10 protein-coding genes are annotated in these 15,157 nt (G+C 55.4%); 7 read left to right on the top strand and 3 right to left on the bottom strand.

Annotated features, from left to right (window positions below; genetic code table 11):
• Window positions 1–215 precede the first annotated feature (215 nt).
• The 3 genes from BQ8290_RS05050 to BQ8290_RS05040 all read left to right on the top strand — a co-directional run bounded on the left by BQ8290_RS05050 (window position 216) and on the right by BQ8290_RS05040 (window position 3,776).
• A complete protein-coding gene (locus BQ8290_RS05050) occupies window positions 216–2,054 on the top strand; it encodes an outer membrane protein assembly factor BamB family protein (RefSeq protein WP_108788185.1) in 1,839 nt (612 codons plus the stop codon).
• A gap of 86 nt (window positions 2,055–2,140) precedes the next feature.
• A complete protein-coding gene (locus BQ8290_RS05045) occupies window positions 2,141–3,130 on the top strand; it encodes a VOC family protein (protein WP_337661031.1) in 990 nt (329 codons plus the stop codon).
• 13 nt (window positions 3,131–3,143) lie between these two features.
• Window positions 3,144–3,776, top strand: a complete 633-nt coding sequence (locus tag BQ8290_RS05040) for a TetR family transcriptional regulator (RefSeq protein WP_108788181.1) — start codon at window positions 3,144–3,146, stop codon at window positions 3,774–3,776.
• Between the two features lie 79 nt (window positions 3,777–3,855).
• Here the strand turns inward: BQ8290_RS05040 and BQ8290_RS05035 are convergent, their stop codons facing one another.
• Entirely contained in the window at window positions 3,856–6,363 is a 2,508-nt protein-coding gene (locus tag BQ8290_RS05035) for a TonB-dependent receptor domain-containing protein (RefSeq protein WP_108788179.1), read from the bottom strand.
• Window positions 6,364–6,547: 184 nt separating this feature from the next.
• Here BQ8290_RS05035 and BQ8290_RS05030 point away from each other — a divergent pair, with 184 nt between their 5' ends.
• The 4 genes from BQ8290_RS05030 (at window position 6,548) to BQ8290_RS05015 (ending at window position 11,859) form a co-directional block, all read left to right on the top strand.
• Window positions 6,548–7,600, top strand: coding sequence for a VOC family protein (locus BQ8290_RS05030; protein WP_108788177.1), 1,053 nt, complete (start codon window positions 6,548–6,550; stop codon window positions 7,598–7,600).
• 11 nt (window positions 7,601–7,611) lie between these two features.
• Window positions 7,612–8,370, top strand: coding sequence for an SDR family oxidoreductase (locus BQ8290_RS05025; RefSeq protein WP_108788175.1), 759 nt, complete (start codon window positions 7,612–7,614; stop codon window positions 8,368–8,370).
• A gap of 25 nt (window positions 8,371–8,395) precedes the next feature.
• Window positions 8,396–10,831 carry an outer membrane protein assembly factor BamB family protein gene (locus BQ8290_RS05020; RefSeq protein ID WP_108788173.1) on the top strand — a complete coding sequence of 812 codons (2,436 nt, stop codon included), beginning with the start codon at window positions 8,396–8,398 and terminating at the stop codon, window positions 10,829–10,831.
• 119 nt (window positions 10,832–10,950) lie between these two features.
• Window positions 10,951–11,859 (top strand): alpha/beta fold hydrolase, encoded by a 909-nt coding sequence (locus BQ8290_RS05015; protein ID WP_337661030.1) that lies wholly within the window; start codon window positions 10,951–10,953, stop codon window positions 11,857–11,859.
• 9 nt (window positions 11,860–11,868) lie between these two features.
• Here BQ8290_RS05015 and BQ8290_RS05010 read toward each other — a convergent pair whose 3' ends face one another.
• The gene (locus tag BQ8290_RS05010; protein ID WP_108788169.1) at window positions 11,869–13,419 is read right to left on the bottom strand and encodes an AMP-binding protein; all 1,551 of its coding nucleotides are present in this window, start codon (window positions 13,417–13,419) and stop codon (window positions 11,869–11,871) included.
• Between the two features lie 458 nt (window positions 13,420–13,877).
• On the bottom strand, window positions 13,878–15,071 hold the full coding sequence (locus tag BQ8290_RS05005; RefSeq protein WP_108788167.1) for a virginiamycin B lyase family protein: 1,194 nt from the start codon (window positions 15,069–15,071) through the stop codon (window positions 13,878–13,880).
• Window positions 15,072–15,157: the final 86 nt, after the last annotated feature.

The following is a 15,157-nucleotide window of genomic DNA, read 5'->3' as shown; positions in this document are numbered from 1 at the left end:
AATTTGTCGTAGTACGATGGCTCGAACTGAGCCGATTGCGACCTGTTCGCATTTGACCCTAGAATCTGCAGAGCAGACATTCCGCTAGCGATCCAATAGCGGACGAATCTAGCTATCCGAAGACCGCGAATTCTCAGGTTCATTGTCGAATCCGCTCCTCACCTTGCATTGATCACAAAACCCCCTATTGAATAAATCGTCAATAAGGGAGTGGCATGATCCGAACCTTAGCTTTTCTGTCGGCCTTCGCGCTTGCCGGGTGCAGCGTTGTAGATGATGCCGTTCCGCTCGCCCAAGGAGAGAGTGGCCAGTCCGCTCATGCTGAGGCACTTTATGCAGAAAATTGTGCGGTGTGTCATGACGGAGGCGTCGCAGGCGCTCCGACACGCGAGGCACTAGCCGCTCTCAGTCCGGCTGCGATCATCGAAGCGCTGGATACTGGGGTGATGCGTGAACAGGGCGCGTCGCTTGATCGGATTGATCGCATATTACTTTCACAGCATGTCGGCAATGAAGCCGCAGGAGCCGATGTCGCAATTGAGTATTGCGAGGGCGATTTGACTTTTGCAGGGGCGCCAAAGTGGAACCGTTGGGGCGCCAACGCGCGCAACACACGCTTTCAATCAAATTCTGACGCCGGCCTCGATCTTGTAGACATTCCCAAAATGGAGCTGGCTTGGGCATTCGGTTTTCCTGGCGCGCAGCGCGCACGCTCTCAACCCGCTGTGACGGAAGAGGCAATCTTCACAGGCAGCCAGTCAGGCCGCGTCTACGCGCTCGATACCGAAACGGGCTGCGCGTGGTGGACCTATGAGGCGGGTGCAGAGGTTCGCAACGCACCACTGCTTTCGACGGGCTCAGATGGCAATCCAGACACATTGTATTTCGGAGACTTTGACGCAATCGTCCATGCTGTTGATGCGCGCACCGGCGAACGACGCTGGAGCCAATCGATACAGGATCATCCAGACGGAACAATCACGGGGAGCCTCGCGCTGCACGATGGCACATTGTTCGTGCCAATGTCTTCTACCGAGATCGTTTCCGCATACCTTGATGACTATGCGTGTTGCACATTTCGAGGTGGAGTAATCGCGCTCGACGCGCAGAATGGCGCCACACAATGGCGCTGGCACACGGTAGACGTGCCGAGAAAGGTCGGTGAATCAAGTGTCGGAACCGACGTAATCGCGCCAAGTGGAGCCCCGGTCTGGTCTACGCCAACAATCGATGCCGAACGCGGCCTGCTCTATGTCGGGACCGGAGAGAATTATTCCTCGCCAGCCAATGATCTAAGTGATGCGATTGTCGCGCTGGATTTGACCACGGGCCAGCGCAGATGGGCCTTTCAATCGACCCCGAATGACGCTTGGAATGCAGCGTGCGGGCGTGATCCCAAACCCAATTGCCCCAGCCAAGATGGTCCGGATTTCGATTTTGGTGCTCCGCCGATGCTCGTTGATCTAGCGGGTGGCGGTCAAATCCTGCTTGCGGGCCAAAAGTCTGGCGAAATCTTTGGCCTTGATCCCGACAATTCGGGCAAGCTCCTTTGGCGTCGGCGTGTCGGCATGGGCGGTTTTAACGGCGGCATCCATTGGGGCATGGCGAGCGATGGTGCGACGCTGTGGGTCGGCATTGCCGACACGCCCGGTAACAAGTTCGCCAAGGGACCACCGCGTCCTGGCATTCATGCATTCAATCCTCGAACTGGCGCACCGCTTTGGTCGCGGATTGAAGAGCCAACTTGTGACGAAGTTGCCTACAAGTGCATGACCGCGCTCAGCGCCCCGCTTTCCGCAATCCCCGGAGCCGTCTTCGCTGGCGCGCACAATGGAAGGTTGCTCGCTTACTCAAGCGAGGACGGCAGCGTTTTGTGGAGTGATGAAACCAATCGCGAGTTTGAAACAGTCAATGGCGTTCAAGCGAAGGGCGGCACTATAGATAGCTCTGGCGTGGTGATTGCGGGCGGGCTGGTAATCGTCAATTCCGGCTATGACAAATTCGGAGAAATCCCGGGCAACGTGTTGTTGGTTTATCGCAGGAGGGGGTCTTAATGCGCACACTGCTTCAAACCGTATGGCTGATCGCAGTCCTTTCATCTTGCAGCATAACACCCGCCGAGAGCACTCTGGACCCTGTTGTGGCGGCTGCACCCGATGCCATCCGCGGCGTGCATAATGTCAGCCTCACCGTTTCCGACATCGACGACACTCTAACCTTCTATAGCGCGGCAGTTCCTTATGAGTTGGTCGACAGAAAGCGTCTCCCTGCGAGCGCCATTCCGGCAGGCATCCTCTCCAAACGTGAGGGAGAGATCGAGATTGCGCTGGTCAGGACAGCCACGATTTTTCTGCGGCTAATAGACATTGATCCCGAGGTTAAGGAGGCTCCGAATCTCCGCCCTGCAACCGGGCCAGGCTATACTCATATCTGCTTCCAATCACCGGCTGACGCACCGAAGTATGATCGCTTCAAGGAGGTCGGGCTCGACATCCTCTCGCGCGGAAATGGGCCGGTTGATCTTGGCGGCTATGGCGTCACCTATGCCTATGGCTTTGATCCGGACGGCGTGATGATCGAAATGGAGCAGGTCGACAGGCCGTTGATCGAAGCGGCAGGCTATATGGGACAGCAGCGTCTAATGCACGAAGCGTGGATTACCCATGTTGCCAACGTCACCGCTGAAAAGGCCGAAATGGTCGAATTCTACCGCACCATCCTTGGCTATGGGCCTAAGCGCGAGATTCCGCCGACCCGGCGCAAAACATTTGATGATATCGTCAATATCGACGATATCGAAATTTCTGCTAGCTGGTTCGATATTGGCAATATCCAGCTGGAATTATGGCACTATTCTGAACCGTCTACGGCGCTGAATAGACAGCCGCGAATGATAGATGATATCGGCTATAACAGCTTCACATTCGAGGTCCGCGATCTTGCAGGAACGATCACGCGATTGGAAAATGAAGGCATTACGTTTGCGACCGAGCCGTTTGATCTTGGCGGGTGGCAAATTGCCTTTGCGCGCGACCCCGAGGGTAACTTGCTGGCATTCCAGAAAATCAAGCGCGAATTCTCAATTGAGGAAATGCGTTGGTTCGCGCTAACGCGTTCACCAGAAGCATGATAGAGCCGCTCTTATGAGCAAGGCAGCGGGAAAGAAGCGCATTCGATTGGCACCCCAAGAGCGACGCAAGTTGATCTTGGATAGAACCGCAGAAATCGTGGCGCGTGAAGGCGTAGCGAACCTTTCGATGGATCAGGTCGGGCGCGAGGCAGGCATCAGCAAGTCGCTCGTCTACAACTACTTCCCGAATTTGAACGACTTACTCAAAGTCTTGCTTGAACGCGAATTGCGGCATCTGCGGCGCAAGCAGCAAGAGGCAGCAGAAGCGGCGGAAACTTTCGAAGATTTGGTGCGCGGCGTCACCAACGCCTATCTGACCTATATCGACCAACGCGGCCTGATAATCGAGCGCTTACAGTCCGAACCCTCTGTTAGCGACAGCCACGACCCGACCGATTTCAGCCGTGATGCCGCAGTCGAATACTTGGCTAAGTTAACCCAAGACCTGTTCGATTTACCGCCCGAAATTGCCAGAGCCGCGACCGATATCAGCTTCGGAATTCCCTCGGCTGCCGGCATGTATCTGCTCAGGCGCCGATTGCCGCTCAAAGAAGTGGAGGATCTGACAGTCACGATGATCCTTGGAACATTCACCGCGATCAAATCGGATTATACGATAAACAAGACGCGGTTACGCCGCTCATAATTTCACTGTCAGCTGCAAAGGAAAAAAGGCGGATGGATTGCTCCACCCGCCTTTCCTTGATCCGGATTTGAGGAACGGATCAAAAAGTGAAGCGAACCAGCGCACCATAGGTTCGTGGGAAGTTGCGGTAGCCATTTAAGGTTCCTGCCTGCGCAACCCCGGGGAACACCGTGGTGGTGTAAGCCTCATCGGTTAGGTTGCGGCCCCAGATCGCAAACTCCAGTCCATTTTCCAGCTTGAAGCTGACCGTGCTGTTGAGCTGGTTCACTTCGCGGCGGAAAGCTGGAAGGCCCTCAGCAATCTGAGTGTTGCTTTCATGTAGGAAGTCAGCGTGAAGCGTCAGGACGTGACCTGCATCGAACTCAATATTGTACGTTCCACCAAAGGTCATGCTCCATTCTGGAATGCCAGCAGGGCGCAAACCAGTAAGATCGGTCGGTTGCGTTGAAAGCGTTGCAGGGTTGAACGCCGTACCACCAACAAAGCTGTCATATTCTGCATCGAGATAGGTCAGCGCTGCGGTGAAAGTCAGTTCTGGAATAGGTGAAACCGAGCCGTCGAATTCGAAGCCGCGAACCGATTGGCGCTCCGCATTGCCTAGCACAAAACCGGTGCCGGTGAACACGTTGCCCTGGAACCCATCAAGCGTTTGGTCGAACAGCGCGAGGTTAAAGGCAAAGCCCTCCCATTGCCCTTTCACGCCAATCTCATACACCTTAGCCTCTTCCGGATCGGCAAAACGTGTGCCGGTCGAAAGGTTGGTCACGGCCAACCCGGCATCGCGGATCGGTGAGTCCGCTGGCGGCGGTGACTGAAACGGCGAGCCTGGAATGAAGTCTGCCGGAAACGGGCGACTGTCGGTCGAAAGGTTGAAAGACGATGCCTTAAAGCCCGTCGCATGGGTCGCATAGATGCTGACATTGTCAGGGAAATCGTAGGATACCCGCAACGTGTAGGTGAACTCATTGTCCTTGGTCCGTCCGTCTTCCACCGCATTGGGGAAGTTGAGGAAAGGCGGAATGAATTGCAGACCGCGCAGCGCAAGGAATGGGTTGAAGGTTGGGTCAGTGGCGACGACCGCTGGGACACCCGCATTCACGCCTGCTTGCACCAGATCGATACTTGAGAATACATCGGTCGCTACATTGTTCGAGATCACTGACTTTCTATCGCTTGTGTAGTTGCCACCAACTGTGAACGTAAGGCCATCGACAGGCTCAAAGTCTAACTGTCCGAACGCTGAAATCGCTTCGTTATCGAACAGGAAGTTGGTCATCCGGCCTTGGCCTTCGCCACCGAACGTGCCGGCTGGAATACCTGGAACCAATGCACGAAGCGTCGGTTCGAGCGAGCTGTAAGCGCCGCCGGTCAGCAGATCAGCATAACCTTTGAAATCGGCGCCGTAAGTAAGCGTCCCGTTCGTTTCGATGTCTTCGTTAAAGTAGAACGCGCCGACCAAGAAGTTCAAGGGGCCATCGAAGTTCGACGCCGCGCGCCATTCCATCGTCAGAGTGTCAATTGCGCCTCGGCCAGAACTTTCACCAACGATATCGGCGCTTGTGAAATCAACGTCCTGATTGCCGAAGGAACGAACGCCGCGATAAGCGCCAATTGCTGTGACGTCGATATCGCCAATTGCCCAGTCCATCTGTAGCGATACGCCATAATTCTCGATCTCGTTTTCTGATACGAAGTTGAGAGCATTTGTGGTGCCAAAGCGGTCGTTCGAAATGATCTGACCACCCAAGGCGCGGATCGCATTACCAGTAGGGCCATCGACAAGGTTGACGACCGAACAGCAGTTTTCGTCGATCTTGTCGTAATCACCGATCATCCGGAATGAGAGGTCTGGATTGGCTTCAAACAGCAATTGCCCGCGAACACCCCAACGGTTGCGCTCGTTATTGTCGACGTTCTGAATGATGTCTTCAACATAGCCGTCGCGCTTGTTGATGTTGCCCGCAAGACTAAACGCGAGGCTGTCGCTGATCGGGCCGGTGATGTCAGCGCGCGCAACTACAGCATTGAAGTTACCGTAGGAAAGCTCCGCTGACCCTCCGAACTCGAACTGCGGCGCACGGGTCACAATGCTGATGATACCGGCAGATGCGTTCTTGCCGAACAATGTCGATTGCGGTCCGCGCAGCACTTCGACGCGCTGCAGATTGGGCAAATCACCAATCTGCGCCGCAGAGCGCGAACGGTAGACACCGTCGATGAACACACCGACTGATGGTTCGATGCCGGCATTGTTTGCGCCATTACCAAATCCGCGGATGATGAAGTTTGTGTTGGCCGAGCTTTGCAGCTGATTAACCCGCAAAGAGGGAACCAGAGTTTGCAGATCGTTGAGGTCACGCGCTTGCGAGTTAGCAATCTGCTCAGCACTGGTGACCGAAACAGCAATCGGCGTCTCCTGAAGCGTGGCTTCACGCTTCGATGCGGTGACTATGATTGTGTTGGTGGTTTCCGCGGCCGACTCGTCGCTTTCGAGATCTTGAGCCAGCGCCTGGCTTGGCGTGATGATCGCCGCCGCGGCGGTAGAGCACAGCGCCAAAGAGCGCAGCTTTGCTGTCGTCATTTTCATAAGTCCCTCACCCTGATGTTGTTTTTCTGAGCTGGGGATATCACTCTGTTGAACATAAAGTCAATAAGGCTTGGATGGATGCCCTAAAAAGAGTGATATTGGTCACATCTTCGGTTTTTATTGACTATTAGTTCAACAGAGTGATATTTGCCCAATCGCGGATGGGGTGGATCAGGAGTTTTCAATGATTAGGACTTTGATGACAGTCGCTGGGTGCCTTGCTCTAAGTGGCTGCGACCTTCCAGGTGGCGTGCCTGAGCAGGAGATTGATGACCTAATCACAGGCGTTCACTATGTCGGCATCAGCGTCCCCGACGTCGAAGCCGCTGCGCAATATTATGAGGCGGCATTCGACGTTGAGCGGCTTGGCGAAGACGAGCTAACGCTCGAGAGCGTTCCTGCGGAACTTGCACCGCAAAATGCCGAAGGCATGAGGTCGCTTCTTTTGCGCAGCGCCAATGCTCAGTTGCGGCTAATGAGCTTTGCTGGTGAGGAATATGTTCGGCCTATCGATGTAAGCGCGGTCTCCGTGGAAGGGCCGGGGATCATGCATGTGTGTTTTCAGGCGATCGAAGAGATCAACGCATACGCGCGCGCATTAGCAGCGGGCGCAGCGCCTATTGGCGATCCTGAACCCGTCGCGCTCAGCAGCCGTAATCCCGTCAAGTATGGCTATATTACCGACCAGGACGGCATCGTGACCGAAGTCGAAGAGGTCGATGTTTCACAGCTCGATTTGCCTGAACCTCCCAAGAATGCGATCCGCCTGCGGCACGTCGCCTTCGCCACCCCGGATTTAGAGCGGATGGTGGCATTTTGGTCGGCATTTCTTGGCGGGCAAGAGCCTCGCCAAATTGGAAATTGGTTCGCAATTTCAGGCGAGAATGTTGACGCGGTATCGGGCATTCCGGACAGTGAAATTGAGATGGCGTGGTTCCAACTGCGCAATCTTGAGATCGAAATCGCAAAATATCACAACCTAGAGACGTCGCTTCCAGACAACCCTCGCCCGTTTGATGCACCTGGCTACAATGTCATCGTCTTCGACGTCACCGACCTTGCCGCAGCGCGCGAGCGTTTGCTTAAGGCGGGAGGAACCGTCGTAGCGGAAAGCCCCGCGATCGACGGCGCTCCAATCATCTTCGGCCGTGATCCCGATGGCAATCTTATCGGCCTCCAATCACTGCCGCAAAGCTCAATCTTTTCGGCTAAGAACTTCGCCGATCAAGGCATTTAAGGAAGACACGCATGTTTGATCTTACTGGGACTGTTGCGCTCGTAACTGGTGGCAATGGCGGACTGGGTCTCGCCTATGCCCGCGGTTTGGTTAAGGCTGGCGCTAAAGTCGCAATTTGGGGACGTAATGCCGATAAGAATGCGGTCGCAATTGCCGAACTGCGGGAACTGGGCGGCGATGTTGATGCTTGGGTTTGCGATGTCACTGACGAGGACGAGGTCAATGCTCGTTTTGCTGATACGCTTGAACGCTTTGGTCACGTTGACAGCGTCTTCGCCAATGCTGGCGGAGGCGGCTTTCGCGGCGCTTCACACAGGACCAGCCGTAAGGATTGGCTAGGTACGGTCGACCTTAACCTGATGAGCGCAGTCCACACATTCTCCGCTGCCACAACGCACATGCTTGAACGAAAGAAAGGTGGCCGGTTGATCGTCACGTCATCGGTTGCATCGCTTGTAGGTACAGGCGGCGCAGCGGGTTACTCGACGACCAAGGCGGCGGTGATTGGGCTCATCCAAGCGCTCGCTGTTGAGCTTGGCACCGCCGGAATTCGGGCAAACGCTCTGCTCCCCGGCTTTATAGAGACAGAGATGTCGCTCGACACCTCGCAGGCATTTCAAGATGCAGCGCGTCGCCGGTCAGCGATTGGCCGGATTGGGACCTTGGCCGATATGGAAGGGCCGGCCGTCTTCTTAGCGTCGAGAGAGAGCGATTTTATGACTGGCCGCTGCCTAATCCTCGATGGCGGCCATACCATCCACCCGATGTAGGTTGCGGCGAGTTGGGATAGCGATCATGCGGAGCTTCGTTCACTGGGCATATGCAGCACTGTTAGTGATTGTTGGGTTCTTGCTTGCGATACCTGGTGGATTCTTGATCTATCTAGGCGGCAGTTTCTACTACCTTGTCGCTGGACTGATGATCCTGGCGACCGGTTGGTTCGTGATACGTCGCTCTCCTAAAGCTCAATATGTGTTCGCGGCGATTTTGGCAGGAACTGCAGTTTGGTCGCTCTATGAGGCCGGCTTGGATCTGTTCGCTCTGCTCCCACGCTTGGCCGCTTGGATGGTCGTTGGGATGTATTTCCTGACCCCTTGGTATCGCGCATCGCTCAAGGGAGATAACACGCAATCCAAGCCACCTAACCGTTGGCTGACCGGCCTACCAACTCTCGTTGGCGTCGCGCTTTTGGTGGCCGCGACTTTGCCCGGATATGAGCAAAACGGCACCGGCACGGTAAGGTCACTGGCAGGGGCAGAAAGCTCAGGTAACTGGCCCCACTATGGCAATGATGAAGGCGGGTCGCGCTTCGCTGCACTGGAGCAGATCAACATCGCGAATGTCGGTGGTTTGCAAGAAATCTGGCGCTACCGTACTGGGGTCGAAGAGGATTTTAAGGCAACCCCGCTCGCAGTGGATGGTCGGCTCTATCTGTGTGCCGCCGCCAATGTCGTAATCGCGCTAAACGGCGATACGGGCAAGGAAGTGTGGCGTTACGATCCGGGGCTGGAGCCGCTTGCCGAGCACCAATATGCGATCACCTGCCGCGGCGTTGCCTATCATATGGCCGATGCGAGCTATTCCGGTTCCTGCCCGGCCCGAGTGGTCACAGCCACAATCAACGCAACTCTGATTGCGCTAAATGCTGAAACAGGCGCACTATGCGAAGACTTCGGCCGCGATGGCGTGGTTGATTTGCGCACCGGCATGGGTGAGCATTTACCCTCAGACTATTACCACACTTCCCCACCGACTGTGGCGGGCGACAATTTGGTGGTCGGAGGCCTCGTTACTGACAGACAGGATCTTGGCCTACCCTCAGGCGTGGTGCGCGCATTCAATGCCATATCAGGGGAGCTCGTCTGGGCATGGGACCTTGGCAATCCCGACAATCGCGGGCTGCCAACCGAAGGGGAGCGTTACACGCCGGGCACGCCCAATGTCTGGTCGATCATGAGCTATGATGCGGAGCTTGATCTGGTTTTTGCTCCGACAGGAAATGCCAACCCCGACTATTTCGGCGGGGCGCGACGCGAATTCGATGATCGCTATTCCTCAGCAGTCGTCGCGATCGATGCCTCAACCGGTGAAGAGCGCTGGACATTCCAGACGGTCCGTCACGATATCTGGGATTACGACGTTCCCGCACAGCCTGTGCTGGTCGATGTTGAGCGCGATGGTGAACGAATCCCGTCGATTGTAATTCCGACTAAGATGGGCGAACTATTCCTGTTGGACCGCCGCGATGGCAGCCCGGTATTCCCGATTGATGACCTACCGGTGCCGCAAGACCCAGAGCTGGGTGAATACCTCTCTCAGACGCAGCCCTTCTCACCGCTGCCCAGCTTCCATCCGTTCCGCGAAGAGGCGGACATGTGGGGCCTCACGCCGATTGATCAGATGGTCTGCAGGATCGAATATCGCATGATGCGTTATGAGGGGATGTACACCCCGCCGACACGCAGCGGGACGTTGATCGCTCCGGGCAATTTTGGCGGTTTCAACTGGGGCAGCGTCTCAGTCGATGCCGATAACGGTCTACTGATCGCTGCTCCAATGCTGCTTGCCCATCGCCTTTTGCTCGTCACGCCACAGCAAGTTGCGGATGCCGGACCGCAAGCGGCATTGCTGCTTGGCGAAGATCATCCAGCGGTTCGCATGACCGAAGATGACGATGCTCCGGCAATCGATCCCGCCGATCCCTTCAATTACGAACAGATTGCCTATTACGGCCTCCCCATACCCTTCATGTCGCGACTGGGAACCGGCATACCTTGTTTTGAGCCACCGTGGTCACAGATCGCCGCAATCGACCTTAACACCAATGAGCTGATGTGGAGCCGCCCCGCAGGGGATATGCGCAATTCAGGGCCCTTTGGTATTCGCAGTGGCCTACCGATCGAGGTGGGCACAGCCATCAGGGCAGGCACAATCACAACACGCGGCGGATTGACCTTCCTCAGCTCAACAATGGACAGCAGCGTGCGCGCCTATGATGCCCGCACCGGCGAAGAAAAGTGGGCGTCCGATCTGCCCGGTAATGGCCAATCAACTCCGATGACCTTCACCGATAGATCAGGGCGTCAGACGCTGATTGTGACAGTCCCCAATCCCAGCTGGATCTATCCGCGCGATCCAACGACAGGAAAGTATCTCGATTCAACCACGCCACGCGATGGCCATGGGGGCTTTGTCATCGCCTATGCGCTGCCTGACGGAGAAACCCCTTGAGAACACGGATTGGAAAGATTGTAATCGTGCTCCTAGCGGCCCTGGCCTTGGGAACTGCCTCGCTACTCGTATGGAGCGTTAGCACGCCATCCGGTTGCGTTGCCGGAGAAGATCCCGCTGTGGCACTCGCGAATGAACGAGCGGGCGAAGAAGTCTATAGCGATTGGTGTCATGAACACGATGGCAATCGGCTGCATGTGGTCGAAGCGGGGGAGGGCGAAACCGTGCTCTTCATCCATGGATTTCCCACGATCTGGTATGCGATGATCCGTCCGATGGATCATCTGCGCGGCGATTATCGCGTGGTTGCTATTGATGGTCTGGGCACGGGACTGTCCGATGCCCCAGATGATGTCAGCCAATACAAGCTCGCGGCAATGGCTGAGCATCTTGATGCTTTGATTGATGAACTTGGCGGAGAGAAGGTGCATCTCGTTGGACACGATTGGGGGGCTGCTTTTGCAGGAGCCTATGCACAGAGCCGACCAGAGCGGCTTAAAAGTGTGACGATAATGAGCGCGCCGCCACAGAACATCGCAGTTCAAATGCTCAGGAATTCGGAGCGTCAGCGTGAAATATCTGAGTATGTCGAGCGCCTAAAATCTTCCTCAGTCGCGCTGGCTTGGCTGACAGGCGCGGGAGGCCGTATAGCAGCCGGTCCGCAGAACCATTATAGTGCTGGCCGCATGAGTTTGAGTGAGGCGAATGTTCTGAAGCAGGGCACCTCGGACCTGCGCCGGATAGGCCGACATATTAATTGGTACAGAGCCAATCTGCCTGCCCCTGACGCGATCACAAATGCGGACTTCTGGCCCTCACGCGAGGCTAATTTGACGGTTCCTGCGCTTCTCATTTGGGGAGAGGAGGACACGGTCTTCGACCTCGCCTTTATCGAATTACTCGAGCGCTCCAGTACCGATCTAGAGGTGTTGCGCTTGGAAGGCATCGGCCACGCCCCTCAATGGGAAGCAAGCGCCACGGTCAATGAGGCTATCGCTGACCGCGTGGAAACGGCGTCCGAAGAATGATCCCGAACGTTAGACAATCCGGCTTTTGCCATCGCCCCAATATTTATCCCGTAAACCGGTTTTATAAAGTTTGCCGGTCGGCAAGCGGGGCATTTCATCGATGAAGTCGATGCTCCGAGGGCACTTCAGTTTTGCGAGATGTTCGTGACAATGCGCGATCAATTCCGCTGCCGTCGCTTCATCCTGACGTTCGCCCGGCATCATTTGGACTACGGCCTTCACTTCTTCACCCAAATCGACATTGGGAACGCCAAAGACCGCAGCATCCGCGATCCGAGGATGCTCGATCAGTAGGTTTTCACATTCCTGCGGGTAGATATTGACCCCGCCGGAAATGATCATGAACGTCTTGCGGTCGGTCAGATAGACAAACCCATCTGCATCCACATTGCCCATATCCCCCACCGTGCTCATCGATCCGTCTTGAGACGATGCTTCAGCGGTCTTGGTCGGATCGTTGAAGTATTTAAAATTATTAGCAGTTTCGAACCAAAGTGTTCCGGTTTCGCCGGTTGGAACCGGCTGCATGTCGTCATCCAATATGTGCAGCACGCCGGCGACAACTTTGCCAACCGATCCCTTGTGCGCCAGCCATTCTTCGCTAGTCGAAAAGGTGAAACCCAACCCCTCGGTTGCACCATAATATTCGTGGATTATTGGCCCCCACCAATCGATCATTTGCTCTTTAACTTGCACCGGGCAAGGCGCGGCAGCGTGAACCGTAAATTCAAGCGATGACAGGTCGTATTTCCCGCGTACATCTTCCGGAAGTTTAAGCATTCTGGAGAACATGGTCGGCACCAATTGCGTGTGCGTAACCTTATAGCGCTCAATCAATTCAAGATAACGTTCGGGCTCGAACCGCTCCATTATGATGGCGGTTCCGCCTTCGTAGATGGTCAAGTTGACCGAGGCCAACGGTGCACTATGATAGAGCGGTGCAGGCGACAGATATATCATTCCCGGGTGATATTGCCAGAGTCCCCTGAGAAACTGAGACACAGGAATCAGGTATCCGGCTGCTTCTTCTGGAAGCGGGCGTAAGATGCCCTTGGGCTGGCCAGTGGTGCCGGATGAATAGAGCATCGAAGTGCCCGCATACTCATCGGAAATCGGCGTATCGGGATAGCTCGATGCTGCCTCATCCAGATTGACCACGTCTTCGCCTTGACCCGATCCATCGACGACAATCACCAGCTTGATTTTTGGGCAGTCTATAACGGCTGCCAGTGCCACGTCGCGCTTCTTCTCGGACGTGAACAATATCTGAGATTCGCTGTTGTTGATGATATAAGCGAGCTCGTCCGGCTTCAGGAAGCTGTTGATCGCGGTGTAATAGAGCCCGGAGCGTTCGCCTGCTGCGCAACATTCAATGAAGCGCACATGGTTTTCCATGAAGATCGCATAGTGATCGAGACGATTAAGCCCCTGCGCGCGCAGCAGATGTGCAATCCGATTGGAACGCACCTCCAATTCGCCAAAAGTGACAGTCTCACCGCTTTCCGCCATGATGAAGGCGGCTTGCTTCGCGCGGGTCTTTACCTGTTCACCTGGGTACATGCGGCCTGCTCCTATGTGTTGTGGTTGGCGGTTTCTATGGGGTCGGACGGCCTTTTGCTATTGAGATATCTCAACATCGAGTCTCCCCATTGGGGTCTGGAATTGCACTTCGACTCATAAATGCAGGCTTTCCCAGACGGCGCATGCCGTTCACGGCCAAACCAGAATGCCAAACAATCGTACCTTATGGGCAAACCGAACCCAAAGGGCATCATCAGCGATGAAAAGGGCTGACGCTCAGCGTGCGGCAAACTGAGGATGTCAGTCTTTTTGGTCGAAAGTTGATGCGGCGTGCCCGCTCAATCGGACGGTAATCGATGGTTGTGGTCAGCGACGATCGATTTGGTTGCTGTCTAGGGAATTCGGGATAGAGCCATTGTTTTAGCCAAAGATCAGCACTCTTTTGGCTGACGTTCCCATCTACCATATTCCATTTACCCAGGGCGGCATTTCTAACCCTAGGGTGCAATACCGTCTTCGGTCACGGTAATGCGAGCGATCTGGTTTGTGCCGCTTTGGTGGACCAACAGCGCGGTCCCATCCAAACTTGTGCGCATATGGCGCAAGATGCCACCATAGAAATTGCCGGATGGAATGGGCCAGCTCTGAAAGCTCTCTGCGCCAGGGGCAAAGCGCACGAGCATGTCAGGGCGCACACCGCTCTCATTGTACCAGATTGCCCCATCAAACACCGCGATTGCATATGGGTGGGAACCAGGTCCGCTGGGGGAGGGCCATTCGGTGATCTCGCCAGTTTGCGGCTCAAACCGCCCAAGTCTTCCGAGCCCAGAGTTTACCCACCAGATGTTGCCGTCTGGATCGATATCCAACCTGCGAACTTTCGTGCCTTCATCGGGCAATGAAATTTCGGTGACTTCCATTGTTTCTGGATGAACTTTTAAGAGGCAATTCGCCCCATTGCAGGCGACCCAGATCGTTCCATCTTGGGCGATCTTTATGCCGTATGGGCGAGAATTGGCGCGTGGGCTTTCAACAAGCTGTACGTCACCCGTTTGCGGGTTCAATCTGCCGATCATATTGCTGCGTTGGAGGGTGAACCACAGGGTGCCGCTTTCGTCGAATTCGGCGGTGTGCGGATCGCGTGCCTCCGGATCAGGCATCGCAAATTCGGTTATTGTTTCGGTCGCAGGGTCAAACCGACCAATCGTCGCGTTGCGATTGCCAGTGTACCAAGCCATGCCATTCGGACCGATGTTGACAGAGTGCGGCTTTGCCCCAGCAGGCAATCGGAATTCTTCCATTTCGCCTGTTGCCGGGTCAAGCCGACCCAAAATATCGCGCCATTGGCCGACCCACCATATATTGCCATCGGCATCCTCAACCGGGTCACGTGAACGCTGTCCCAAGGTTGGTACCAGCCATTGCTCAATTTGGATCGCGATAGGGCCATCAACCGCTTTGGCAGCGCGATTTCCGCTGGGGGGGAATGTTGTTTCGAGATAATCGAGGATCTCTGCTTCAACCGATTGACTGGCTGAAAGATCAATCATTGTACCGATCAGCGCGCTCCAATCCTCTCGTGAATACCCCGAACTGCGCTCAATAACTCTCGTCCCATGGCATGACCCGCACACGCTTTGCGCCATTTCTTTTCCGTCACCATCGGGCAATGCAAATGCCGTTGCAGGCATACTCAGGAGTGAAATTCCGATTGCTGTTCGAAGCGCTGTTCGAAGCGCGGCTTGAAGACCTGGGTGAAGCATATTGGTCCCTTCTG

This window comes from Erythrobacter sp. Alg231-14 (assembly GCF_900149685.1).
Classification (GTDB): domain Bacteria; phylum Pseudomonadota; class Alphaproteobacteria; order Sphingomonadales; family Sphingomonadaceae; genus Erythrobacter.
Note: the sequence above shows the minus strand (reverse complement) of the source record. Positions and strands in the feature narration are given on the sequence as shown.

Coding starts and splice junctions, on each gene's coding strand:
- BQ8290_RS05030 (WP_108788177.1), top strand. CDS start 6,548: ATGATTAGGACTTTGATGACAGTCGCTGGGTGCCTTGCTCTAAGTGGC.
- BQ8290_RS05010 (WP_108788169.1), bottom strand. CDS start 13,419: ATGTACCCAGGTGAACAGGTAAAGACCCGCGCGAAGCAAGCCGCCTTC.
- BQ8290_RS05005 (WP_108788167.1), bottom strand. CDS start 15,071: ATGCCTGCAACGGCATTTGCATTGCCCGATGGTGACGGAAAAGAAATG.
- BQ8290_RS05035 (WP_108788179.1), bottom strand. CDS start 6,363: ATGAAAATGACGACAGCAAAGCTGCGCTCTTTGGCGCTGTGCTCTACC.
- BQ8290_RS05040 (WP_108788181.1), top strand. CDS start 3,144: ATGAGCAAGGCAGCGGGAAAGAAGCGCATTCGATTGGCACCCCAAGAG.
- BQ8290_RS05020 (WP_108788173.1), top strand. CDS start 8,396: ATGCGGAGCTTCGTTCACTGGGCATATGCAGCACTGTTAGTGATTGTT.
- BQ8290_RS05025 (WP_108788175.1), top strand. CDS start 7,612: ATGTTTGATCTTACTGGGACTGTTGCGCTCGTAACTGGTGGCAATGGC.
- BQ8290_RS05050 (WP_108788185.1), top strand. CDS start 216: ATGATCCGAACCTTAGCTTTTCTGTCGGCCTTCGCGCTTGCCGGGTGC.